Raw genomic sequence first — 22,062 nt, 5'->3', positions numbered from 1 at the left:
GTACACTTAGGATATCAACTGCTGGAGGGAATTATATGGAATTAGTAAAGGTTGAAAACCTGTCAAAAGTGTATGGCAAGGGAGAAACAGCTGTTAAGGCATTGGATAACGTCTCATTTACTGTGAATAAGGGAGAGTTCGTGGCGATTATTGGTCCCTCTGGATCTGGTAAGTCTACACTTTTGCACTTGCTTGGTGGGGTGGATCGTCCTTCAAGTGGGAATGTGTTGATCGATCAAACAAATATTTATGATTTAAACGAGACGCAGCTGGCGATCTTTAGACGACGTCAGATTGGACTCATTTATCAATTTTATAATTTAATCCCGATCTTAACGGTTGAAGAGAACTTAACGTTGCCTCTTTTATTAGATGAGCACAAGGTGGATCAGCAGCATTTCACAGACTTGATTGGACAGCTTGGCCTAGATAATCGGTTAACGCATTTACCAAATCAATTGTCAGGAGGACAACAACAGCGGGTATCTATCGGGCGTGCGTTGATCAGTCACCCTTCGATCATGCTGGCTGATGAACCGACTGGAAATCTTGATAGTAAAAACAGTAAAGAAATTATTGATCTACTTAAACGATTTAACCGAACATATAAACAAACGCTAATTATGATTACCCATGATGATCGGATTGCCCTGCAGGCGGATCGTGTGATTACAATTGAGGATGGCAAGATTGCTAGTGATGAGGTTATCCGGCCATGAACATTGTGAATAAGCTGACGGTTCGTCATTTAAAAGAAAATAAAAAACGAACATTAGTGACAATCCTCGGAACCATTATCTCGGCAGCAATGATTATGGCCGTTGCAACGATTGGTGTGTCTTATGCTGACTTATTGAAAAAGGAAGCGATCGAGAATAATGGAAATTGGCACATTTCCTACAAGGATATAACAACTGATCAAGTTGATAGTCTGCTACAGGATGAACAAACGCGGTCACTCTCACTAATTCAAGATCGTGGATACGCTGAGCTTGATGAACCTTCAACAAACTTTAAGCCGTATTTGTGGGTCAGAGGAATGAACGATGACGCATTTAGCCAATTTGGCGTGCAATTGCTTGAAGGGCGCTTACCTAAGACGCAAAATGAACTGATTGTAAGCTCGTCTCTAGAGGAAGAAGAGGTTACTTGGTCCATTGGTGATGAAGTGACGCTTGCTGCTGGAAAGAGATTCACTGAGGCAGAGTGGGCGGAGGCGCAGGACGGTTTATTAACAAGTGAAGATAGTCTGGAGCGGGATGAAGATGGCGAATCAAACGAAACCCTCATTGATGTCAATGAAACCTCATACACAATCGTCGGTACATTCGAACAGCCTGGCTGGGAACGGATGTGGTATCCAGCTTACATGGCGCTCTCCTATTATGATGAAAGTGATGAGCAATCCCCTTTGGATAGCTTTGTATATGTAGACAAACTGAATCGATCGATTTATGACCATGCGGATGAACTCTCTGAAATGCTTGATATCACAAATGTGCAATACAATAGTGATCTCTTGCGCCATTCAGGAATTACCGCAAGTGACAGTATTGATCGATCGATGAATGGAATGCTAGGTGTCATTATTGTTGTCATTATCGCGGGATCAGTTGCATTAATTTTTAATGCATTTGCGATATCTGTTTCGGAGCGTTCAAGATACCTTGGTATGCTTTCAAGTGTTGGGGCAACGAAACGTCAAAAGCGCAATTCAGTATTCTTTGAAGGATTTATTATTGGGGTAATCAGTGTTCCAATCGGGATTGTCGCTGGTATTGTTGGAATTGGAATTACGTTTTTAGCGATTAATCCGATGCTTGATTCCATTGGACTTGAGCAGCAGCTGAGCTTAACTGTTACGCCTTTTTCCATTCTCATCACCATTGTATTATCTACCTTAACAATCTTTATCTCTACTTGGTTCCCTGCGCTCCGTGCTTCTAGAATTACAGCATTGGACGCAATTAGGCAAACACATGATATCAAGCTTAAAAACAAATCCATACGCACATCTAAATTAGTACGACGACTGTTTGGCATTGAAGCTGAACTCGGACTCAAGAATCTAAAGCGCAATAAAAAGAGATATCACGTGACGGTACTGTCTCTCATTGTGAGTATTGTTCTGTTTTTGAGTGTCTCTTTTTTCACTGATAGTCTAAAACAGTCCTATGAAATTGCAGAGTCTGGAGAGGCTGTGAGTTATGATTTGGAGGTTTACTCAGACGACGCTGAGTCGGTGAGTGAATTAAGAGAGAGTATGGAAAACGCTGAAGAAGTAACAGACGTTTTAACTCAACGAGAAATGAGTGTCTCTTTGTATTTAGATGAATCAGAGGTGGCACCTGAGCTTCTTGAATCTGGTGGTTACGATCGAATGGAGGATGGACAGTATAGGTATTATGCCAAAATCACCTCCTTTGACAAAGATAGTTTAGATGAATATGTGGATGTTGCACAGATTCCTGGTGATTGGGATGATGACCCGATGTCTGCAATTGTTGTTGATACAATCACTTATGAGGATTACGAGCAAAGTAAATATGTTCAGACAAATTCAATTATCACAAACATCAACGATTCGTTAAACATCATAGAAACCAATTGGGAGACAGAAGAGATAAAAGAGTTACCTTCGCTGACAGTCACAGCTTTAACTGACAAAACACCAATGGGAAGTCATAATGCGTACTTAGGATCCGTAGACATCTTTGTGTCCAACGAAACGTTTGAAGCAATATTAAACGAGTCAGATCTAAAAGAAGAGAATAACTTAATGTACGTAAAAAGTGACGACCCAATGGCAACTGAACAAACACTTTCGGACATAACAAATCACTCGATAAATAACATGTATGATTATCGAACACAAGGCGAGCAAATGATTGCCGTTCTATCCGTGTTCACCTATGGATTCGTCACATTAATTACACTGATCTCCCTAGCAAATATCCTGAATACCATTTCAACAGGCGTTGCCTTACGTAAACGAGAATTTGCGATGCTTAGGTCAGTCGGACTGACAAACAAATCATTTAAAAAGATGATGATGTTTGAGAGTGCCTTTTACGGAGTAAAGGCTCTGCTTTACGGGTTACCATTAAGTGTGTTGGTTATGTACATCATCTATCGTCAAACTCAGTATGCTTTCTCATACAGCTTCACGATCCCTTGGCTTCATATTCTTGGAGTCATAGTCGGAGTGTTTGTCATTGTAGGGCTAGCGATGCTGTACTCCTTAGCCAAAACCAAAAATGAAACGATCATTGAAGGCTTAACCCAAGAAAATCAATAAAGGATAAAAACCAGCTGACATTGGAGTGTCAGCTGGTTTATTGAGGGAAACATATCAATCGCATTGTGGTCTTGCTATTTTTTGCTAACTTCTTGCACAATTTTACCGTTTTATGGTCAAAAACGTCTACAGAGATTTTGCTTCGTTCGACACTTCAAAAGAATTCCAGATCCCCTTACCATTTTATGTGTAGATCATTTTTCAAACTTTTTAGGAGGTTTTAAATGATGAACAGGATGAGTTTTCTTTCGGTTATGAGTGCGGTGTTGCTGGTCACCTCTCTTATCTTTCCAGCAGGGCAGGCTTCTGCAGCTTCAGATGATGAGCCGTTGCAATTTTCTCCAGAGGCTCTTGAAGCATTAGAACGTAGTGTGTATGTAGACACAAATGCAAGAACGGCACACATTGATCAGGAAAAAGCACTAGAGCTTTACTCGTTTACGGATGAAGAATTTACGCTTATTCAAGAACGACTTGATCAACTATCAGATGACCAAATTCAAGAGATGATTAACTACGCGACACCTGATTCTGGAGACATTTCAACGCAAGTCGCTCCCGCCATTATTTGGGGTGGCATTGCTATCATTGGAATCTTCACAGGGGCAGCACTGTATTTTTCTTCAAAGTATATGAATCACCAAGAGAAACAAAACTTGATTAATCGCTGCTACGATATGGGAGGTTCACCATCCATTGATTCAGGCGATCTAGGTGGCATGGGGGGAGAACCTCAAAAGGCATGGTGGAAGATGTCAAATGAATACAGTTTTGAATGTGTTCAGTAGCATGAACCCTACAGAAAAGAGGTGATACCATGGATTTACTTGACCTATTTATGTGGCTTATCATGGGCGTCATTGTATTTAGTCTAGGGATGCTGACGTATTCAACATTTAAAGATCAGAAAAACAAATAAGATATAATGGAAGAGTTGAGCATATACTGGTTCAACTCTTTTTTTCTGTATAATTACTTGAAGGATTTTGACGTTCGGAGCGAGAAGTTCTTTAAGGAAGAGGGGGATATAAAAGAATGGAAAGAGAGAACACACAGGAAACACGTGGAAAACGCTTAGCATTAGGCTCTATTGCGTTAATGCTTATTAGTATGACCATTTTTTACACTCAATTAATTGCAGATGCGGGCATTTATACAGAAATTATACTATTTGCTGTACTATCGATTGCTGGTATCACACTCGCTTTTTATTCAGGGAAAGCCTCAAAACGTTCCAAGCTATTTGTTGTTGGTGTCGCTGGAAATAGCTTTATGTTGATGATCAGTGGATTCTTATTTTTAGTTATGTTGATGGTTGAGTCTGGCACGTAAAGAGGGGGACGTCGCATTGAATAAACACGGAGTAGGTAGATTGAGTGGAATCGTGTCACTTATGTGTATTGTTTTATATGTGATTAGTTTCTTTGTGCTAAGAGGCCCAGATGCAAATGTGAATATGATGATCATCATTGGAGTAGCACTCTCACTGATTGGAATGCTTTTAGCCATCGTATCTGCCATTCTCTCAAAAAGGTTTGTTTATCTAATTGTTGGTCTCTTAGGGAATGGAGCTGTACTTGCTTATTCATCCTTGTTATTCTTAGCAATGGGCATTAGTGAGCCTTAAAAATGGTAAAGCGAGGAACTTGAATGAAAAAAAGTATGATGATTGCTATATTGTTTTTAAGCATCGGCGTGTTAGGTGCTTGTAGTCAACAAAAGCAACCCAATCATGGAGTGCAGGAAATTAAGCTGTATGAGTTGGTAAATGGAGAACAAGTTGAAGCAGAATCGATTGAAGAATGGACAGAAAAGGAAGCCATAGATCAGATGATGTCCGTTTTACAATCGGCTAAAAAGATGGATGGGATTCTGGACATTGAACCCGCACAATACCGTTTAGATCTCATCGAACAAGAAATAAATCCAATGTATCTTTGGTTAGATGAAGAGACGACTGAAGCCATTTTAATGGAGCGAACAGAAGACGGGAATGAAGTATACTATACGTTACTTGAAGAAGAAACATCGAGCTTAAAGGAACTGTTTCATGAGAAGGGAGTATTAGATGGAGAATAAACCAGCAATTCATGTCTCTCCCAGGCATGGGTTAATCGATGAATTGACAACGATTACAGTGTCAGGCTGCATGCCAGTTGAGAAGCTTGAGGTTGAATTGAGACTGATTGACCAAAAGAAGAATGAATTTCAGTCATCCGTACATATTGAAGTAAATGAAAAAGGTGAACAAACTCTTCCTCAACCAGATGTGGAAGGGTTGTTTTGGTCTGCAGAAAAAGTGAATACGGCACATGGTGATTATTTTTATAAATCGGATGCGGCTGAGCTTGAAATGGAGTGGACCTTGAAGCGTGAGGGGAAAGAAGTTGGTCAGGCTACAGCCATAAGAGCATTCGATCTTGAGGATGTAAGTAGAGAGGTTGTTCGTGAAGATGGGGTTGTGGGAACACTTTTTTACCATCAGGAAGATATGGCAAGGCCAGTGGTGGTTGTTTTAGGAGGTTCGGATGGGGAGATTCAAGAACATGCCGCCGCACTACTTGCTACTAAAGGGTACAACGTGTTTGCACTAGCTTATTTTGGTCAAGAGGGTGTGCCAAAGGATTTGGACCAAATTCCTTTAGAATATTTTAATGGAGCTTTTCAATGGGTGAAGGAACGATTCAGTGTTGAGAGCGTGACGCTCATCGGTTACTCAAGAGGCGCTGAAGCAGCACTTTTGCTCGCCTCTGTTTATCCTAATGAATGTAAGGCGGTTGTGGCAGGTGCACCAGGTGCCTATGTAACCTCAGGTTTAAAAAATACGATCTATGCCCCTATTCCTTCCTGGACACTCAGAGGAAAGAATGTATCGTATCTTACCTTTAAGTATCGACCTGCACAAATGTTCTCAATGCTTGGAGGGATGATTAAACGTAAGCCTGTTTCCTTTTTATCTATTTGGGAAAATAGCTTATCTAAGCCTGAGAAAGTTGAAGCAAGCCGAATAGAGGTCGAACATATCAAAGCTCCCGTAATGCTTATTGCCGGTGGCCAGGACCAAGTGTGGCCTTCAGAAAGATTTGCGAGACAAATTGCGGAGAAAACGGACGCTGAGACAAGCGAACTATATTTTGAGGAAGCTGGACATTTTCTCGCGTTCCCTTACGCATTACCAGGGATGCCAGCGAATGTACTCATGCATGTGGGCGGCAGGATGATTATGGATTTTGGTGGGACAAAGGCAGCAAATGCAGAAGCTACAAAGAAATCGTGGAAGGAGCTGCTTTGTTTCTTGGAGGAGTTTGCGTGAGTGGAGGGGAACTACTAGAGCGTCGGGATCATAGGGGAGAGTAATCAACATAGAGAGCAGGGAATCAACAAAGAGCTCAAAGCATCAACAAACAAGCTCCCTCATCATCATGAGAGAGCTCACCAAATCCTTACGCTTAAGCCACTTTCCTAAAAGGTGCGTTTGAACATTTTCTCCAAACCCATTCAAGCGGCCCGGTCCCCAGATACTTCACAAACAACTGAGCGACAATCATCATAACGGCTGTAATTCCTACCCAGGCGGCTAGTACTTGATAGACATCTACAATGGGTGCGAGACCAAGGCCCCAGCTGTAAAATAAAATTGAGCCCAAAATGTTTTGCAGGACATAACAGCTTAAGGCTGTTTTGCCGATCATTTCAAAGCGTGCCAGGATCCACTTTAACACATTCTTTTCTAGGATAAAGGCAAGAAGTCCAATGTATCCAAGCGATAGCACCGGGGCGAAGAGATAGCGACTAGCTAGATCAAAGACGTTTCCAGGTACAAAGACAAGAGCATTTAATGGAATACCTAGTCCGAGTCCCCAGATCATTAATCGTCTGCGGATCGCGCGTCCTGTTTCGTTTTGGCTAAATGCGCCCGCACGATATAAACGAATACCTAAAAGATAAAGAAACAAGTTCATACATATAATGGCGATTGCTTCAAAGCGTAATCCGATAAAATCGGAGAGTCTGTACTGAATTTGTTCCAGATATGTACCGGTTGTATACACCGCTTCTGTTTCCTGGAACGAACCAATGAGCTCTTCAAGGATGCCCTCTGCGTTCATGATCCACACCCAGACAACGGAGATTAACATAAGACCAATAATATGAATGGTTGCGGCACCTGCCATAATCCAGTTTAATGTTTGATGGCGAAGACCCACAAGAAATGCGACGATGATTCCGGTGAACGCATAACTCATTAAGACGTCGTACTCAAAGACAAAGACAAAGTGCAGTAACCCGTCTAAGCCAAGCAAGATCATCGTCCAGATATACATGCGGAGCCAGGGACGACCAGTACGTAACGATTTCTGATACTTCAGTTCAAGTCCAATTCCAAACATGATAGTCAGGAGTCCGAGGAATTTCCCATTAGTGAACACGGCAAGAAAGCCATGTACCCATGCGTCGGCTGTGCCCATTCCTTCTTGCATGGTTAACAATGAAAGTGCTGCACCGGGATCGGCAAATAACCAGATGTTTGTTCCGAGTGTGCCAATGATGGCAAAGCCTCGGAGTATGTCTAATAAACGAATTCGACTTCCTTTTGAGTTGGTACTTATGGTTTCCACTCTATCCCCCAATAGTTATGACTTCTTCCATATATTCGGTTGAAACGTAAAAAAGTTTCAACATCTACCCATTGAAATGGTATGCGCCATTTAGATATAATAAAGCTAGAAATATTCGAAAAAAACTGCCCCCACGCTAATGGGAGCAGGCAGCTGATCTTTTTTGAGACTGGCGCAATAGAGCACAAATAAGCTCCGTGAGCGGTCAACTCATATACGGGGCTTATTTTTCATTTCTGAAAGACAGAATGGCAAGCACGAGCATGGAAAATCCGATCATGGTCGTTATTGCCTCATAAACTGTCATGTATGGCCTCACCCCCTTTTTGAAGAGGTGCTGCCAGCCCCGTATGAAAAGATCTGCTAGGGTAAGTATACATAGATGTAGGGTGAAGAAATAGATAACTTTTGTCCCGTTTTCTGAGGGGGAACTTGACTTTTGTTTAAAAAGCCTTCAATGTTAGTCTATTCGATTTAAAAAAGGCAGGTGTCATTCTGCAACTTAGCAGGGTTAACTATGAAAGAACAATGGTCTTCTAAATTAGGATTTATTCTTGCGTCAGCCGGAGCAGCTATAGGGCTTGGTGCCTTATGGAGATTTCCGTATTTAACGGGAACCAATGGTGGTGGCGCCTTTTTCTTGCTCTTTATCTTTTTTACTGTACTTATTGGAATGCCACTGTTAATTGCTGAATTTGTAATTGGTCGTGGGTCAAAAAGGGAGGCAGTTTCGGCATACAAAAAACTATCCGCCACTGGTTTGTGGAAATGGATTGGTCACTTTGGTGTAGTCGGATGCTTTTTGCTACTTACTTTTTATGCCGTCATTGGCGGATGGGTCCTCACATATACATTCCTTTCTCTCACTGGCTCGATTTTGGAATCGGGAAGAGATTACGAAGTCTTATTTGGCTCTATAGTTGGGAGCCCGTTAATTAGTGCGGTCGGTCTCATCGTATTTATCGGATTAAATGTCATTGTCCTTTCGTTTGGAATCAAAAATGGAATTGAACGAGTAAACAAGTATTTAATGCCGCTTTTGTTTGTCTTTTTACTCATTATCATTGTAAGAGGGTTAACGTTAGATGGGGCGATGGAAGGAGTCAAATTCTTCTTAAGTCCAGACTTCTTCAGCATTACAACGGCAGGTACGCTTGAGGCACTTGGACAGTCGTTCTTCTCTCTGGCAGTCGGATTCTCGTGTATGGTGACCTACAGCTCCTATCTTGGAAATGAACAAAGCCTTCCAAGGTCAGCAGGCTCGATTGTGATTTTAAATCTTCTTGTTTCCTTGCTAGCAGGACTTGCCGTTTTTCCGGCAGTTTTTGCGTTTAACCTTAGCCCGGATTCAGGACCAAATCTTTTATTTATTGTTCTGCCTACTGTATTTGAACAACTACCTTTCGGAGGACTATTCTTAAGCTTGTTCTTATTGCTTTTCTTTTTTGCGACACTAACGTCTTCATTTAGTTTGATGGAGATTATGATATCAGCGTTTACGCAGAACAAAAAGCATAAGCGTAATCGTGTGGCACTAATCAGTGGGATCCTGGTGGTCATTGCTGGAATTCCAGCGGCATTATCCAACAATGTTCTGGCTGATGTGCTCATTCTTGATCGAACAGTCTTTGATCTGACAGACTTCTTTGTCTCAAATATCATGCTACCGCTTGGGTGTTTGTTTATTGCTTTATTTGTAGGCTTTAAAGTAAAGAAAAGCCTTTTGATCGAGCAGTACCGGATGGAAAGCGGCAATCTTAGTGGAACCGCAAACTTGTGGTATCTTCTGATGCAAACGATCGTTCCATTGGTTATTGTGATTGTGTTTATATTTGGACTGTTTTAAAACTAAGAATGGTCTGGATATTACATTATTATGGATATCCAAACACGAACATAGCACGATATCCACTGCAGGAGAATCCCTCCCACCCGCCGGGTACGGCCTCAGCCTCTTACGCGGAAAACCGCCGCTACAGAGTCTTCACCGCGTACTTATCCACAGGAGTGTCGGGTTCTCCTTCCGCTCATAGTGTAAAAAATAAAAATGGCGAGTGATTCAATCGTTGAATCACTCGCCATTTTTTATTGATTTTTAGATTCGTCTCTGCCAAGATTAGTCCATTCGCTAACTCGTAAAAAAGTTCTCCGTGTAATAGGGTTGTGATTGTTCGTTAAAGGCAACCCCTACACCAAGGCGCATAAACCGGTCCTGTAGAATGTTTTCCCGATGTCCTTGTGAGTTCATTAATCCTTCATGTGCAAAAATACTACTCATCTGGCCGTAAGCTAAGTTCTCGCCAGCTGTTTTAAACGAAATATCATCCTGCTCCATGCGATCAAACGGAGATTGACCTTGAAGGTTAGTATGACTAAAATACTGATTTTCAGCCATATCCAAGCTGTGATTACGCGCAGTCTCTCGTACTTGCTCATCCCAAGTTAAGACTCCCAGCCCATGGTTTACACGAGATGCATTTGTTAAATCAAACAGTTGATACTCAAAGCCTTCTTTAAGCTCATCACTCGACTGTGTATATAAATCTTTCTTCGCTTGTTCAAGGTTCGCATCTATCAGTTGAATCGCTGTAACCATATTATTCTGATGTTTGTCATAAAAGACAGTCACATAGCTATCTTCTAACTGAAACAAGTCATACTCCTGATCTTGATTCACCTCATAGCGATACAGACCTTTCCTCATATAAGCCTCAGGTTCTCCTAATTGTTCACGTACCTGGTCCTTTGGAGTGCCATATTCAATAGGAGTTGTAGAGCTAATTAGATCCTGATTTGTATAAAGGCCTTTCACTGCATCTTGTGTGTCATACGCAACCATCACAAACTCGTGATAGTCATCATGGTAAGCTACCCAGTCTATGCCATACTCATTTCTTGAGGTTCTCATCGGTTCTCCAAGTTCGTTTTCAACATCTGTCCGAGAATCACCAAGCTCCGTATTATGTACAGAGAATAGTTGGTCTGGCGTATCTAATTCCGGTGCGACTCTTTCTATTTCATCGTCCTCGGCTTGCGAAAGGCTATATTGATTTGGAAGAATCGATTGAACAAGATCAGATAAATGATCAACCGAGCTGTCCATATCACGTTGAATCGGTTCGATAATAGAAGCAGGCAGAAGTTCTTTTGCAGGTTCCATCCATATATGTCGAGTGGTGAATGCAATAATCACCACGGCAATGACTAAAATAAAGCGTCTCATCTGTCACATCCCTTTTTGTTCGGTGTGTCTGTAAATTATACGTGGTCAAGGGGCACAGTCAAATCTTTTAATGTGGAAAATAGTGAAGCTTATGTGTCTGACGTATTAGTCCAGGTTTCATCTAAATGCGCTGCATAAAAGGTTAAAGCCTTCTTGTAAGTCTGTAACCACTCATTTTTTGGCTCTTCCATTAGCACTGTCAAAAGGCGTTGGGTCGATTGACGAGTGTGTCCAAGATTATACTCCGTAATCGCTAGAAAGACGGACAACGCTGCATTTTCGGGAAACTCTTTCAGTCCATTATGGAAGATTTTTTCAGCTTCTGCATATTTACCGATGCAACGTAAGCTACTTCCTAGCTGAATAAACGCTTTTTCATAATGGATGCCAGTTAAACCGAGCTCAATCGCTTGCTGGTAATGAGGAATAGCTTTCGTTTCCTGACCAAGTCCGTCATGAGACGAGGCCAAATAAAAATGTAGGTCGGGATCTTCCGGCTTCTCTTTTATTAAGGCGAGTAAAAGAGTCTGAGCCTTCATGTAATCGCCATGATCCAAGTGAGTTATCGCTTCTCTAAACAATCATACACACCTGCCTTTATTGATATTACGAATCTAGTTGATAGAATGGGGTAAAGAAATCTTGCTTCCTGTCTAATCGTAATGCTTTATACAGCTTTGACATGCATTGGCTAGCTGATACATCGTCCATCCATTGGATATCTATAATGTCTTGATCCGGATCGTTATTTAGCAGGCGGCCGCCTACGATCTCAGCGTAAAATGTGAAGATGGTGGCATGCTGACCTCTTTCTTGAAAGGTTCTCTCACGTACAGAGTGGAGTTCACCCACTTGCACGTGGTAGCCTGTTTCTTCAAACACCTCACGAATAACAGCTTCTTTAATCGTTTCACCCGGTTCAACGGCACCACCAGGAGTACTCCAATATGTCTTTAATTCTTTTTTATTTTCCACTAGCAGAATTCGTCCATCTCTGTCATAGATAATAGCAGAGGCAACATCAACGCGTTTCAAGATCGATCAGCTCGTTTCTCTCTAATATATACAAAGTTTACTAGTTCTAATCAAACAAATCTACAGCAAAAGGATGAGAGGTATGATCATTAGAAATCAACAGCTTCATATTGGCCCCCTTGTAAAAGAGGACGCGCCATTACTTGTAAAATGGTTATCAGACCCGGCTGTTTTAGAATTTTATGAAGGAAGAGACAATCCGTTTGATCTAAACAAAGTCTTAGAAACGTTTTATAAACAAGAAGGTACCACAATCAGGTGCTTAATTAAATGGGAGGATCAAGCAATTGGTTACATTCAGTATTACGAAATTGATGATGAAGAGAGGAGCAAGTACGGACTTCAGGAGGTAGAAGGAACGATATATGGCCTAGACCAATTCATTGGTGAAGAGGGGTACCGTGATAAAGGGATTGGAACCATGTTGATCCAGACAATGATTGAGTATCTAAAGAAGAAAGAACATGTGCATTCCATTGTGATGGAACCTCAGGTACAGAACCATCGTGCATTAGCGTGTTATGAAAAGTGTGGTTTTACTAAACAAAAGCTTCTGCCATCACATGAATGGCATGAAGGAGTATACCGTGATTGCTGGCTTATACAATACACGGTATGATTAATTGGAACAAAAATACGGATCTAATATATAGACTAGGCTAAAAATCACTACTCACCATACTGCTCCTGCAGAAACTCAATTGACTGAGTAATCAGTTTACGTAAAACATCTTCATCTACATCAGCAAGCTTGTTAATATACACGCATGCTTTTCCAGTCGTGTGCTTACCAAATGCATCAAGCAGCTTATCTCGTTCTATTTCGCCAGTTACAAAGTAAAGACTAATCTTTGCTTTTCGTGGAGAGAAACCGACGAGTGGGGCTTCACCTTCATGTCCAGTTTCATATTTATAGTGATAGCGACCAAAACCAATAATAGAGGGGCCCCACATCTTGGCCGAGTATCCGCTCGTCTCTGTGAATAAATCTAAGAGCTTGTATGCATCCTCACGTTTTCGGGGGTGTTCCACTTGTTCAATAAATTCAATGACACTTTGATCCGTTTCCTGTGTTTTTAGCCTGTACATACAATCTCTCCTTTTTATGTTTGAGAACGAATAGAGATGGTAAAGTAAAGTATAAGTTCATTATGAGGGAGTGAGCGCATGAAATCTATTTATTTAATTCGTCATTGTGAAGCGGATGGACAGGAGCCAACTGCCTCATTAACTGCAAAAGGGAAGCAGCAAGCGCTAGAGCTAGCTGAATTTCTCACACATGAAGAAATTGATCGTGTCATAACAAGCCCTTATACACGTGCTGTCGATTCGATTAAGCCATTTTGTGATCAAGAAAAGGTAGAATTAACGCTTGATGAACGGCTAACGGAGCGTGTACTAAGTAAACAACCGTTAGATGATTGGTTAGATAAATTAGAAGCATCTTTTTCTGATATGGAGCAAGTGGTAGGCGATGGAGAATCCAGTCAGATAGCTCAGGACCGAATTGTTACGGTCGTAAAAGAGCTTCTAGCCGATGATTCCTCACAAGGGATTGCGATTGTTTCTCATGGGAACTTGCTCTCATTACTCCTTCATTATGTTGATTCAAGATTTGGGTTTAGAGAGTGGAAGCAGTTGAGTAACCCCGATGTTTACTTAATTACAGCAGAGTCTGATGAATCGTTATCCATGACAAGGCTATGGAACTCGTGAGGAGGAAACAATGAGCAAAAAACATCTTATTTTTTATGATGACACATGTCCATTATGTCAATCCATCAAGTCCATTATTATGAAGTTAGATTGGTTTCACCGATTAGAATGGCTTCCAGTACAGAAAATCCATCAAACAAATTACCGGTTTCTACGCAATCGAAACCTTTATGATGAAATTCATATGATTACGTCCACAAATGAGATCAAGGCTGGCTTCTATACGGTTAGAAAGATCCTTATGAATGTACCGTTAGCGATTCCTTTTGCCTGGATTTTGTTTCTCCCACTGGCAGATAAGCTTGGTGTACCATTGTATCAGTTCGTCTCAGAGAATCGATACGAGTGGTTTGGTCGACTGGAAGAAAATCCATCCTAGCTGATGGATTTTTTCTTTGCAGTCCAACCCTAAAAGGCGTATACTATTAGAAAAATCAGAAAATAACCAAGGGGAGGACTTTTCGATGATGAACCATCTAAAAGGACAGAGAGACCTAGTATCGTTTTCAGGATTTATCCGTGATCAAAACTTACAGCAAGTAGAATGGTCACAAACAAAAGTAAAAGAGAGAGACATTCGTGACGTTGTGTTTGAAAACTGTCGTTTAAATAACGTGGCCATTGAGAATTGCGACATCCAAGGATTAACCATCAACGGGATCGACGTGCAGGATTTATTAACTAACTATTATGAAAACAAAGCACCGTTAATTGATATGGCTCGAGAATTATAAAGAATCTGGGACAAAACTAGAAGTTAATGAAAGATGACGAATGATTCTACCTTCGAATCATTCGTCCTTCGTTTTTTTGTGCTTTTTATTAAGACGAGCGAAAGGAGAACCCGAGACTCCTGCGGAATAGGACGCGGTGAAGACACTGTAGCGGCGACTTTCCCGCGGAAGGGGCTGAGGCCGTCCCCGCGGAAAGCGAGGGATTCTCCTGTAGCGGATATTGTGCTATCTTCATGTTTTGGTATCCGCATTAATGTTAGTCTCAGCTCTTCAAGTTAAAGTTAAATAAATGAACGTAACAAAGAAACAAATACAAACACCACATGAGTAAAGATATGAGCAATCATAGCCGCTTCAAGACCTTTACGCCAATAAAGCCAACCAAAGATAAGACCTCCAAACCCATTTAAAAAGATCATACGTAGAAAAACGAGTGGAGTCATCTCAGTTAATGAGGCTGTTGCTCCGTAGTGACCTAGACCAAAGAGTAGAGCTGAAAGAATAATTCCTGTCCATACAATGGCTGGGGTTGGTTTTGTTTTGCGACGTTGAAAGATCTTCCACATGAGGAATACAAGAAGGGTCATGACTCCGAAGCGGAGCATAAGTTCTTCAGCGACGCCGCCATATAAAAACCGTGTGCCAAGGTCAAAAAATGTAATCGATACGTCTTCAGAGGAAGCATGTAATTCTTTAGGCAGGTAAGGAAGAAGTAAGAAATCAACAAGTAGGATCGTGATACCCGTAAGCATACCAAACCCAACTGCTGATGGAAGCATGAATTTCAAACGACTAAAAAACGGCGTCCCATATCGATCTCTTTCATAAATCAATGATGAAAAACCAGTTTTCTCAGCCAAGAAATGACCGATTGTTAGACCGATAATAATAAAAAGTAGGGGATTGATTAATGACAAAGCTGTTAAAAGCTTTAACGGAAGTTCAATTGAAACCCCAAGATCATTTAATTGCGCACTGATTTGCTCAAGGAGCATCGGATAAAGGGTTAGAACGGCTACGATTCCAATAAATAAGAAACATAAAAATGAACGCCATGCTTTTCGTTTTTGGTGCACTTTATCAACTCCTATACAATTCATTAAATATTATGTAAATAGTTAGCGCATTAATACTCATGGTAAGACAGTAATAATATATAGTCTACCTTTTTCAGGAAAATAATGCAGACAAAAAACAGGCAGCCCCAACACGGAGCTACCTGTTTTTAAATGGAACTAATCAATCAAATCCGTAACGCTCTTTAAAGCTCTTCGCATACACATCAACTGCTTTAATGGCTTGAACCACGTCATCTGCAGTTACTTTTTGAGGAAGGTTGTGGATCGTTTCTCCTTCTTGTGTAGCCAATTCAGCGATCTTCAGTAAGTCTTCATCAGATGCATCTTGAAGGTGCATTTCTTCAAGTGTTACAGGTAAGCCTAGCTGAACATAAAGCTCTAGGTAGCGATCAAGCTCATCTAATGGCTTGTTTTCAAGAATAAGCTGAGCAATTGTACCATAAGCAACCTTTTCACCATGAGTTAGGTTGTGAATGTCACCGTGGATCGCTGTGAAACCATTATGAATAGCATGTGCTGCAGCAAGTCCAGCTGTTTCAAAGCCTAGTCCACTTAAAAGTGTGTTTGCTTCAATCACTGCTTCCAGTGCTGGTGTCACGAGTTTATTCTTATTGGCTTCCACTGCTTGAATGCTGTATTCAAATAGCACTTCTTCAGCTTTTTCAGCGATTGCTTGACCAGCAATCGTTGGTTGACCACCAGACATAATTTGTCCATTAGATTGTTTAACGGCACGAGCTTCAACCCAAGTAGCTAATGCGTCGGCGATACCAGATACTAAGAAACGTGGTGGAGCACCTGCGATAATGGCAGAGTCTACAATGACTAGGTCTGGGTTTTTATCGTAAAAAGAGTACGTTTCAAATACACCTTCATCAGAGTAAATAACAGATAGGCCAGAAGTTGGTGCATCTGTTGAAGCAGTTGTTGGAATGATTACCACTGAATACCCTAGCTTGTCCGCTACCCCTTTTGCAGTATCAAGTGTTTTACCTCCACCTAATCCAATGACAACATCAACAGAGCTTTCTTTACCAAGCTTGATGATCCGATCGATTTCATTTAGTGAAGATTCTCCACCGAATGTGACTTTTTCTGCTTCAATTCCATCTTGTTTTAAAGTGTCGACTAATTGATTTCCTGCCATATCCCATACAAACTCATCTGCAATGAGTAGAGCGTGTTTACCTAACTTCTGTATGTAGCTGCTTGCGCCACTTTTAAGAATGTTTTTTCCTTGTACATAACGGCTTGGACTAATAAATACTTTTTCCACTTTTGTTACCCCCTAAATGATCGTTCCTTTATCTATTCCTCATAGATAAGGACTTAAAACCTACAAACACCCCTTATAACGTCTCCAAAATGAAGGAGTATTATGTGAAAATGTAGACTTCCATTAAAAGTCTTCTGGATTCTAGGCTTCATTTCTGTTAAAATAATGCCGGTCAAGGAATTAAGATTAGAGAGCCTACACACATAGGCAAGCCTAAGATTTGTATCCTGCAAATATAAATGAATAGGTGGTTTATTAAATATGAGTGAAATGAAAGACACTACGTATCAGGTATTACTTTACTATCAATATGTAACAATTGAAGATCCAGAGGCATTTTCTGCCGAGCACCTTGCCTTCTGTAAGGAGATTGGGTTAAAAGGAAGAATCCTTGTAGCGTCAGAAGGGATTAATGGAACGGTTTCTGGTAGCATTGAACAAACAGAGGCATACATGAAAGCCATGCACGCTGATGATCGTTTTAAGGATACGGTTTTCAAAATTGATGAAGCAGACAAGCATGCATTTAAGAAGATGCACGTACGTCCTCGTTCTGAGCTAGTGAACTTATCACTAGAAGACGACATCAATCCGAAAGAGCAAACAGGTAATTACCTGGCTCCAAAAGAATTTTTTGAACAAATGCAGGATGAAAATACAGTGATCATAGATGCACGAAATGATTATGAATATGAGATTGGTCATTTCCGTGGGGCCATTAAGCCAGATATTCGTACATTCCGCGAACTTCCGGAATGGGTTCGTAACAATAAAGAGATGCTTGAAGGTAAGAAGCTATTAACATATTGCACAGGCGGCATTCGTTGTGAAAAGTTCTCTGGCTGGTTAAAACGTGAAGGCTTCGAGGATGTTTCTCAGCTTCATGGAGGGATTGTCAGCTACGGTAAAGACCCTGAAGTACAAGGTGAGCTTTGGGATGGACAGTGTTACGTGTTCGATGAGCGTTTAACGGTTCCAATCAATCAAAAAGAGCATGTTGTTATAGGACGTGATCATTTTGACGGTGAGCCATGTGAGCGTTATGTGAATTGTGCAAACCCAGAGTGTAATAAACAAATTATTGCATCTGAAGAAAATGAACATAAATACATGCGTGGATGCACTCCAGAGTGTCGCGTACACCCACGTAACTTATATATCAATAAAGAACACAATCTTTCTGAAGCGGAGATTGATGCAAGACTTGCAGCAATCGGTGAGAAAAGAGAAGTAAACGCATAGAGCGCACGAGAACGTGGGACTTTCCTTAAGGGGGAGGGACCACGTTTTTTTATGTTCTTAGAGAATTGGATACATAACCTTTTGTAAAGCGGGAATAGGGAAGGGAGGAGGGTCTGACATGGAAAATATGCAAGAAGAAATCCTTGAATATCTAGAGAAGATCATAGAAGAAGAAAAACAGCTTGCACGAAAAGGTGAGATCCCTGATTATATTGAGAATGTGGATAATAATGACCATGGAGCTGTAACGGTTTCACTGACCTCAACGAGTGGAACAACCGTGCGGGCTGGTGATTATGAAGGGCGTTTTTCCTTACAAAGTATTGCTAAGCTCTTTCCGCTAGCAATTGCTTTGATGGATCATGGAAGTGAGGAAGTATTTAAATATACCGGGAAAGCGCCAACCGGTAACGTTTACCACTCCTTGATCCAAATGGAGATGCAGGAGAAGGAAAAGCCGCTGAATCCGTTAGTAAATTCAGGAGCTATTGTTATGTGTGGGTTAATGAAGGGAAAGGACGCCGATGAAAAGGTGGAGCGTATCTTATCCCTCGCTAGAAAGGTGACTGGTAACCCTGAATTATCCTACAACGAAAAAGTGTATCAAGCAGAGGATCAGGACCTAAACCGCGCACTCTTTTATTATAATCGACATAATGGCTTTATCGAAGGTGAGTTTGAAGACACACTCCCTGTTTATTGGAAGATGACTGCGATCGAAGTGACCATTGAAGAGCTTTCAAACATGGCTGCTGTCATCGCTAATCATGGAATCTGTGTGCATTCTGGAGAAGAATTAATACCACCAGATGTTGTAACGACTTTAAAAGCATTTATGACTACGTGCGGTATGTATGATGAGTCAGGCTCCTTTGCTTTAGAAGTTGGAATTCCAGCCAAAAGTGGCGTATCTGGAAGCATCGTAGCCGCTATACCTGGGAAGCTCGGGATCGGAGTTATGGGACCGGATTTAAATCAATACAGTAATAGTATCGCAGGTATCCGGATGTTGAAGAAGATATCAGATAAATGGCAGCTAAGTATCTTTAGTAAAGACGATACAAAATAAGAAAAGGAGAATCCTAGGTTGTTTTAGGATTCTCCTTATTTGTTGATTAAGCTGAAATAGCCCTCTGGTACACGTATTTCGTTAGTAGATAATAAAATACTTGGAATACAAAGTAGATACTAATCACAAGCAGTCCACTTCCCCAAAGCTGGATGGAAAGAATGCTCCCAAGCATGGCATAGGCAAAGGCTGCATGAATTGAACCAACAACAAATGGAACAAAAAACAAGAACTGAACCTGGCGATTAATGATGCGGGCTGATTCTTCTTTTGTAATACCAATTCGGTGAAGGGAACGAAGCTGTTGCTTTGTATCCTCAATTTCTGTGAATAATTTGAGGTAGATCATACTTCCTTGAACGATAAAGAAGAGTAAGCTAATGAATACCCCTATAAAAATGGTCAGAGCAGATGCCTGGATAAGCATTTGATACTCTGGAGCTCTTGTTTGTAACGAATAGGCGAACGCTGGGTTTACTTGTTCTTTGATTTCATGCGATGCGTCTATTGCATCCTTCCAGTTCTTTAGCTCAAAGCCCATAACCCTCATCATCTCAGACTCACTATAGGAGCTTGCCAGTGTGTCGTACATGGAATCATTTACAACGATCGTAGAGCTAGCGGGCCCAGACGAAGAAAAGAATGCTTCTCCAAATATCTCAGAAACAATGTGGACAGGCCAGTCTTGATCTTTAACATAAAGCGTTTCGGTTTGATTGTCATCCCCAATCATAGCCATCGTTGAAAAAGGGGTATTTAATAGGATTTCCTCTTCTTGAAGTGAAATAGGATCTAAACCTTTTTGCTGAGCTGTTTTGTTAAAAACACTTTGTGAAACAATCATCACTTCAGTGTCTTGAACCAAATTTGAATAAGGTACAGGCAAAGACATTTGACCAGGTAAAGCTAATGTATTAACCGTATATTCAATTTCTTGATTAGCTGATGCAAGTGTCGACTTAACGTCTGAAGGATCGATTACTTGATACTGAGTGGCATCCTCTTCAACCCATGAAATCGCCTGAGGTACAATTTTTGTGCCTTGATCGATAAAGGTTTGAAAGAACATATATACAGTCCCACCTGCTGTTAACAGAACCGCACTAATAATGGATGTGAGAAATAGCATTCTTGCATGATCTTTTAAACGAAAAAGAATGTTTGTACGTGTCAGTAAAGTGGTGCCTCTGAATAAGCTGTTTTTATTTGCGTATAGACGTTTAAATAAAGCAAGCATTCCTTGAGTAAACAAGAAATAGGTTCCGATCATCACAAGAATAACAATTGGAATGACTAAGAAGAATGCACTAAATAAGTTAGCCGTTGCAGCAAATGTATAGCCGAACGCTAACGTTGATATGGATAATAACGTTAACCACTTTGAAGCAATTGGCATTGGCTTTGGTTTCTGCTTTGCACGAATCAGATCAATGATGCGTCGACTCTTTAAACGGAATAGACCAAAGAAGGTAAGAGCCTGAAACAAAACAAAAAACAGTAGACCAGTTTCGAGAAAAGCACGTGGAATAAGCTGAAACTGCATAGGTGCATCAACGGCTAGAAGCAAGTTCATCAGCATTAAAAATAGCTTTGAAAATAACAGTCCAAACCCAATCCCTGCGCCAATCGCTGCAAGAGAAAGAATCGTTTGCTCCAGATAAATGAGTTTCCGGAGTTGATTGTTCGTCATACCAAACAAAGAAAGTAAGCCAAATTCTTTTTCTCTTACTTGAAGAAAAGCTGAATTGGAATAAGCGATAAAAAATATCGAAAAGACAATAATTATTAATTGAGCTGCAATCATTCCGATTCGAACAAGATCTGCAGCAGGAATCGAACCATTTACAACTTCTGGGTGGAGTGTGAAAGTCGCATACGCAAAATAAATGGTCACAGCAAAGGAACAACTTAAGAAATAAGCAAGATAACGCTGAAGGTGTCCCATTAGATTTCTACGAGCGAGGGTGCTGATGTTCATGAAAATCTCCTCCCAAAAGTCTAAGTGTATCAAGAATACGTTGGAAGAAATCTTCTTGGTTTGCCCCTTTAAATATCTCAGAAAATGGCTGTCCATCTTTAATGAAGATCACTCGTTTACAGAAGCTTGCTGCTGTGGGGTCATGAGTGACCATGAGAATGCTTGCCTCTTTATCTTCATTAAGAGAAGCAAGAGTGTTCATTACCTGTCTTGCGGACTTTGAATCAAGATTCCCTGTAGGTTCATCAGCTAAAATAATTGAGGGGTTATGGATGATGGCTCTTGCACAAGATGTACGTTGCTGTTGTCCACCTGAAAGCTCATATGTTCGTTTTGATAGAATATCTGAAATGCCTAATAGATTTACGAGGACCTCAAGCCTTGTTTCCATATCCTTCAGTGATTTCTTATCTAATGCGAGAGGAAGTAAAATATTTTCTTTTACGGTTAACGTATCAATTAAGTTAAAATCTTGGAACACAAACCCAAGTTCTCTCCTTCTAAACAAAGAAAGTTTGGCGTTCTTTAAATTGGCTGGATTGGTTCCATTAATTAAGATTTCTCCTGATGATGGTTCATCAATGGTGGCTAAAAGATTAAGCAGAGTCGTTTTTCCACTTCCAGAAGGTCCCATAATCGCCGTGAACTCGCCTTTTTCTACACTGAGATTTACATTCTTTAATGCTTGATAAGATACCCCTTCTTTTTGTGGAAAATAGGTTTTAGATAGATTGGTTACTTTTAAAATTGACATGATTGCTCCTCCTCATATTCTCTATTTATAGTATAAGGA

General features: G+C 40.8%; 24 protein-coding genes. 14 read left to right on the top strand and 10 right to left on the bottom strand.

The window, feature by feature from the left end:
• Positions 1 to 35: 35 nt before the first annotated feature.
• The 7 genes from ACQKKO_RS17030 to ACQKKO_RS17000 all read left to right on the top strand — a co-directional run bounded on the left by ACQKKO_RS17030 (position 36) and on the right by ACQKKO_RS17000 (position 6,611).
• Positions 36 to 719, top strand: coding sequence for an ABC transporter ATP-binding protein (locus ACQKKO_RS17030; RefSeq protein WP_498649300.1), 684 nt, complete (start codon positions 36 to 38; stop codon positions 717 to 719).
• Entirely contained in the window at positions 716 to 3,298 is a 2,583-nt protein-coding gene (locus ACQKKO_RS17025) for an FtsX-like permease family protein (RefSeq protein WP_498649299.1), read from the top strand. Before ACQKKO_RS17030 ends, ACQKKO_RS17025 begins: the two co-directional genes overlap by 4 nt.
• Positions 3,299 to 3,525: 227 nt before the next feature.
• Positions 3,526 to 4,086 carry a hypothetical protein gene (locus ACQKKO_RS17020; RefSeq protein WP_498649297.1) on the top strand — a complete coding sequence of 187 codons (561 nt, stop codon included), beginning with the start codon at positions 3,526 to 3,528 and terminating at the stop codon, positions 4,084 to 4,086.
• Positions 4,087 to 4,333: 247 nt separating this feature from the next.
• Positions 4,334 to 4,630, top strand: a complete 297-nt coding sequence (locus ACQKKO_RS17015; protein ID WP_498649295.1) for a hypothetical protein — start codon at positions 4,334 to 4,336, stop codon at positions 4,628 to 4,630.
• A gap of 16 nt (positions 4,631 to 4,646) precedes the next feature.
• Positions 4,647 to 4,925 carry a hypothetical protein gene (locus tag ACQKKO_RS17010; RefSeq protein WP_498649293.1) on the top strand — a complete coding sequence of 93 codons (279 nt, stop codon included), beginning with the start codon at positions 4,647 to 4,649 and terminating at the stop codon, positions 4,923 to 4,925.
• A gap of 23 nt (positions 4,926 to 4,948) precedes the next feature.
• On the top strand, positions 4,949 to 5,377 hold the full coding sequence (locus ACQKKO_RS17005; protein ID WP_498649292.1) for a YhfM domain-containing protein: 429 nt from the start codon (positions 4,949 to 4,951) through the stop codon (positions 5,375 to 5,377).
• Entirely contained in the window at positions 5,367 to 6,611 is a 1,245-nt protein-coding gene (locus ACQKKO_RS17000; protein WP_498649290.1) for an alpha/beta fold hydrolase, read from the top strand. Before ACQKKO_RS17005 ends, ACQKKO_RS17000 begins: the two co-directional genes overlap by 11 nt.
• 136 nt (positions 6,612 to 6,747) lie before the next feature.
• Here the strand turns inward: ACQKKO_RS17000 and ACQKKO_RS16995 are convergent, their stop codons facing one another.
• Positions 6,748 to 7,917 (bottom strand): DUF418 domain-containing protein, encoded by a 1,170-nt coding sequence (locus ACQKKO_RS16995; RefSeq protein ID WP_498649289.1) that lies wholly within the window; start codon positions 7,915 to 7,917, stop codon positions 6,748 to 6,750.
• Positions 7,918 to 8,140: 223 nt separating this feature from the next.
• Entirely contained in the window at positions 8,141 to 8,224 is an 84-nt protein-coding gene (locus ACQKKO_RS16990) for a putative holin-like toxin (protein WP_479826201.1), read from the bottom strand.
• Between the two features lie 210 nt (positions 8,225 to 8,434).
• Between ACQKKO_RS16990 and ACQKKO_RS16985 the strand changes: the two genes are divergently transcribed.
• On the top strand, positions 8,435 to 9,763 hold the full coding sequence (locus ACQKKO_RS16985) for a sodium-dependent transporter (RefSeq protein ID WP_498649287.1): 1,329 nt from the start codon (positions 8,435 to 8,437) through the stop codon (positions 9,761 to 9,763).
• Between the two features lie 282 nt (positions 9,764 to 10,045).
• Here the strand turns inward: ACQKKO_RS16985 and ACQKKO_RS16980 are convergent, their stop codons facing one another.
• From ACQKKO_RS16980 to ACQKKO_RS16970, 3 genes are all read right to left on the bottom strand, one after another.
• A complete protein-coding gene (locus ACQKKO_RS16980; protein WP_498649285.1) occupies positions 10,046 to 11,140 on the bottom strand; it encodes a CAP domain-containing protein in 1,095 nt (364 codons plus the stop codon).
• Between the two features lie 89 nt (positions 11,141 to 11,229).
• Positions 11,230 to 11,721 carry a tetratricopeptide repeat protein gene (locus tag ACQKKO_RS16975; RefSeq protein WP_498649282.1) on the bottom strand — a complete coding sequence of 164 codons (492 nt, stop codon included), beginning with the start codon at positions 11,719 to 11,721 and terminating at the stop codon, positions 11,230 to 11,232.
• Between the two features lie 25 nt (positions 11,722 to 11,746).
• Entirely contained in the window at positions 11,747 to 12,175 is a 429-nt protein-coding gene (locus ACQKKO_RS16970) for an NUDIX domain-containing protein (protein ID WP_498649280.1), read from the bottom strand.
• Between the two features lie 82 nt (positions 12,176 to 12,257).
• Between ACQKKO_RS16970 and ACQKKO_RS16965 the strand changes: the two genes are divergently transcribed.
• Positions 12,258 to 12,794, top strand: a complete 537-nt coding sequence (locus ACQKKO_RS16965) for a GNAT family N-acetyltransferase (protein WP_498649279.1) — start codon at positions 12,258 to 12,260, stop codon at positions 12,792 to 12,794.
• Between the two features lie 50 nt (positions 12,795 to 12,844).
• Here ACQKKO_RS16965 and ACQKKO_RS16960 read toward each other — a convergent pair whose 3' ends face one another.
• Entirely contained in the window at positions 12,845 to 13,264 is a 420-nt protein-coding gene (locus ACQKKO_RS16960; protein WP_498649277.1) for a DUF1801 domain-containing protein, read from the bottom strand.
• A 78-nt stretch (positions 13,265 to 13,342) separates the two neighbouring features.
• On the opposite strand from ACQKKO_RS16960, the gene ACQKKO_RS16955 reads away from it, so the two are divergent.
• The 3 genes from ACQKKO_RS16955 (at position 13,343) to ACQKKO_RS16945 (ending at position 14,625) form a co-directional block, all read left to right on the top strand.
• Positions 13,343 to 13,891, top strand: a complete 549-nt coding sequence (locus ACQKKO_RS16955) for a histidine phosphatase family protein (RefSeq protein ID WP_498649275.1) — start codon at positions 13,343 to 13,345, stop codon at positions 13,889 to 13,891.
• Positions 13,892 to 13,901: 10 nt separating this feature from the next.
• Positions 13,902 to 14,270 (top strand): thiol-disulfide oxidoreductase DCC family protein, encoded by a 369-nt coding sequence (locus ACQKKO_RS16950; protein ID WP_498649273.1) that lies wholly within the window; start codon positions 13,902 to 13,904, stop codon positions 14,268 to 14,270.
• Between the two features lie 85 nt (positions 14,271 to 14,355).
• On the top strand, positions 14,356 to 14,625 hold the full coding sequence (locus ACQKKO_RS16945) for a hypothetical protein (protein WP_498649271.1): 270 nt from the start codon (positions 14,356 to 14,358) through the stop codon (positions 14,623 to 14,625).
• Positions 14,626 to 14,906: 281 nt separating this feature from the next.
• Here ACQKKO_RS16945 and ACQKKO_RS16940 read toward each other — a convergent pair whose 3' ends face one another.
• Positions 14,907 to 15,701 carry a CPBP family intramembrane glutamic endopeptidase gene (locus ACQKKO_RS16940; protein WP_498649269.1) on the bottom strand — a complete coding sequence of 265 codons (795 nt, stop codon included), beginning with the start codon at positions 15,699 to 15,701 and terminating at the stop codon, positions 14,907 to 14,909.
• 163 nt (positions 15,702 to 15,864) lie between these two features.
• A complete protein-coding gene (locus ACQKKO_RS16935) occupies positions 15,865 to 16,980 on the bottom strand; it encodes a glycerol dehydrogenase (RefSeq protein WP_498649268.1) in 1,116 nt (371 codons plus the stop codon).
• Positions 16,981 to 17,250: 270 nt separating this feature from the next.
• Between ACQKKO_RS16935 and trhO the strand changes: the two genes are divergently transcribed.
• Both trhO and glsA read left to right on the top strand, forming a co-directional pair.
• Positions 17,251 to 18,222: an oxygen-dependent tRNA uridine(34) hydroxylase TrhO gene (gene trhO / locus ACQKKO_RS16930; protein WP_498649425.1), complete on the top strand. Its 972-nt coding sequence runs from the start codon at positions 17,251 to 17,253 to the stop codon at positions 18,220 to 18,222.
• 118 nt (positions 18,223 to 18,340) lie between these two features.
• Entirely contained in the window at positions 18,341 to 19,291 is a 951-nt protein-coding gene (glsA, locus tag ACQKKO_RS16925; RefSeq protein WP_498649266.1) for a glutaminase A, read from the top strand.
• Positions 19,292 to 19,337: 46 nt separating this feature from the next.
• Here glsA and ACQKKO_RS16920 read toward each other — a convergent pair whose 3' ends face one another.
• A complete protein-coding gene (locus ACQKKO_RS16920) occupies positions 19,338 to 21,269 on the bottom strand; it encodes an FtsX-like permease family protein (protein ID WP_498649264.1) in 1,932 nt (643 codons plus the stop codon).
• Positions 21,244 to 22,023 (bottom strand): ABC transporter ATP-binding protein, encoded by a 780-nt coding sequence (locus ACQKKO_RS16915; protein ID WP_498649262.1) that lies wholly within the window; start codon positions 22,021 to 22,023, stop codon positions 21,244 to 21,246. Before ACQKKO_RS16915 ends, ACQKKO_RS16920 begins: the two co-directional genes overlap by 26 nt.
• Positions 22,024 to 22,062: the final 39 nt, after the last annotated feature.

This window comes from Alkalihalobacillus sp. NPDC127517, assembly GCF_050276055.1.
GTDB lineage: Bacteria > Bacillota > Bacilli > Bacillales > Bacillaceae_D > Alkalicoccobacillus.
The sequence above is the reverse complement of the archived record's forward strand: the minus strand, read 5'-3'. Positions and strand labels throughout refer to the sequence as shown.

Excerpts from the sequence above, each read along its gene's own strand:
- ACQKKO_RS17030 (WP_498649300.1), top strand. The coding sequence starts at position 36 with ATGGAATTAGTAAAGGTTGAAAACCTGTCAAAAGTGTATGGCAAGGGA.
- ACQKKO_RS16915 (WP_498649262.1), bottom strand. The coding sequence starts at position 22,023 with ATGTCAATTTTAAAAGTAACCAATCTATCTAAAACCTATTTTCCACAA.
- trhO (WP_498649425.1), top strand. The coding sequence starts at position 17,251 with ATGAAAGACACTACGTATCAGGTATTACTTTACTATCAATATGTAACA.
- ACQKKO_RS16965 (WP_498649279.1), top strand. The coding sequence starts at position 12,258 with ATGATCATTAGAAATCAACAGCTTCATATTGGCCCCCTTGTAAAAGAG.
- ACQKKO_RS16950 (WP_498649273.1), top strand. The coding sequence starts at position 13,902 with ATGAGCAAAAAACATCTTATTTTTTATGATGACACATGTCCATTATGT.
- ACQKKO_RS17015 (WP_498649295.1), top strand. The coding sequence starts at position 4,334 with ATGGAAAGAGAGAACACACAGGAAACACGTGGAAAACGCTTAGCATTA.
- ACQKKO_RS16945 (WP_498649271.1), top strand. The coding sequence starts at position 14,356 with ATGATGAACCATCTAAAAGGACAGAGAGACCTAGTATCGTTTTCAGGA.
- ACQKKO_RS16990 (WP_479826201.1), bottom strand. The coding sequence starts at position 8,224 with ATGACAGTTTATGAGGCAATAACGACCATGATCGGATTTTCCATGCTC.
- ACQKKO_RS17000 (WP_498649290.1), top strand. The coding sequence starts at position 5,367 with ATGGAGAATAAACCAGCAATTCATGTCTCTCCCAGGCATGGGTTAATC.
- ACQKKO_RS17025 (WP_498649299.1), top strand. The coding sequence starts at position 716 with ATGAACATTGTGAATAAGCTGACGGTTCGTCATTTAAAAGAAAATAAA.
- ACQKKO_RS17005 (WP_498649292.1), top strand. The coding sequence starts at position 4,949 with ATGAAAAAAAGTATGATGATTGCTATATTGTTTTTAAGCATCGGCGTG.
- ACQKKO_RS17020 (WP_498649297.1), top strand. The coding sequence starts at position 3,526 with ATGAACAGGATGAGTTTTCTTTCGGTTATGAGTGCGGTGTTGCTGGTC.
- glsA (WP_498649266.1), top strand. The coding sequence starts at position 18,341 with ATGGAAAATATGCAAGAAGAAATCCTTGAATATCTAGAGAAGATCATA.
- ACQKKO_RS16980 (WP_498649285.1), bottom strand. The coding sequence starts at position 11,140 with ATGAGACGCTTTATTTTAGTCATTGCCGTGGTGATTATTGCATTCACC.
- ACQKKO_RS16985 (WP_498649287.1), top strand. The coding sequence starts at position 8,435 with ATGAAAGAACAATGGTCTTCTAAATTAGGATTTATTCTTGCGTCAGCC.
- ACQKKO_RS16955 (WP_498649275.1), top strand. The coding sequence starts at position 13,343 with ATGAAATCTATTTATTTAATTCGTCATTGTGAAGCGGATGGACAGGAG.
- ACQKKO_RS16960 (WP_498649277.1), bottom strand. The coding sequence starts at position 13,264 with ATGTACAGGCTAAAAACACAGGAAACGGATCAAAGTGTCATTGAATTT.
- ACQKKO_RS16920 (WP_498649264.1), bottom strand. The coding sequence starts at position 21,269 with ATGAACATCAGCACCCTCGCTCGTAGAAATCTAATGGGACACCTTCAG.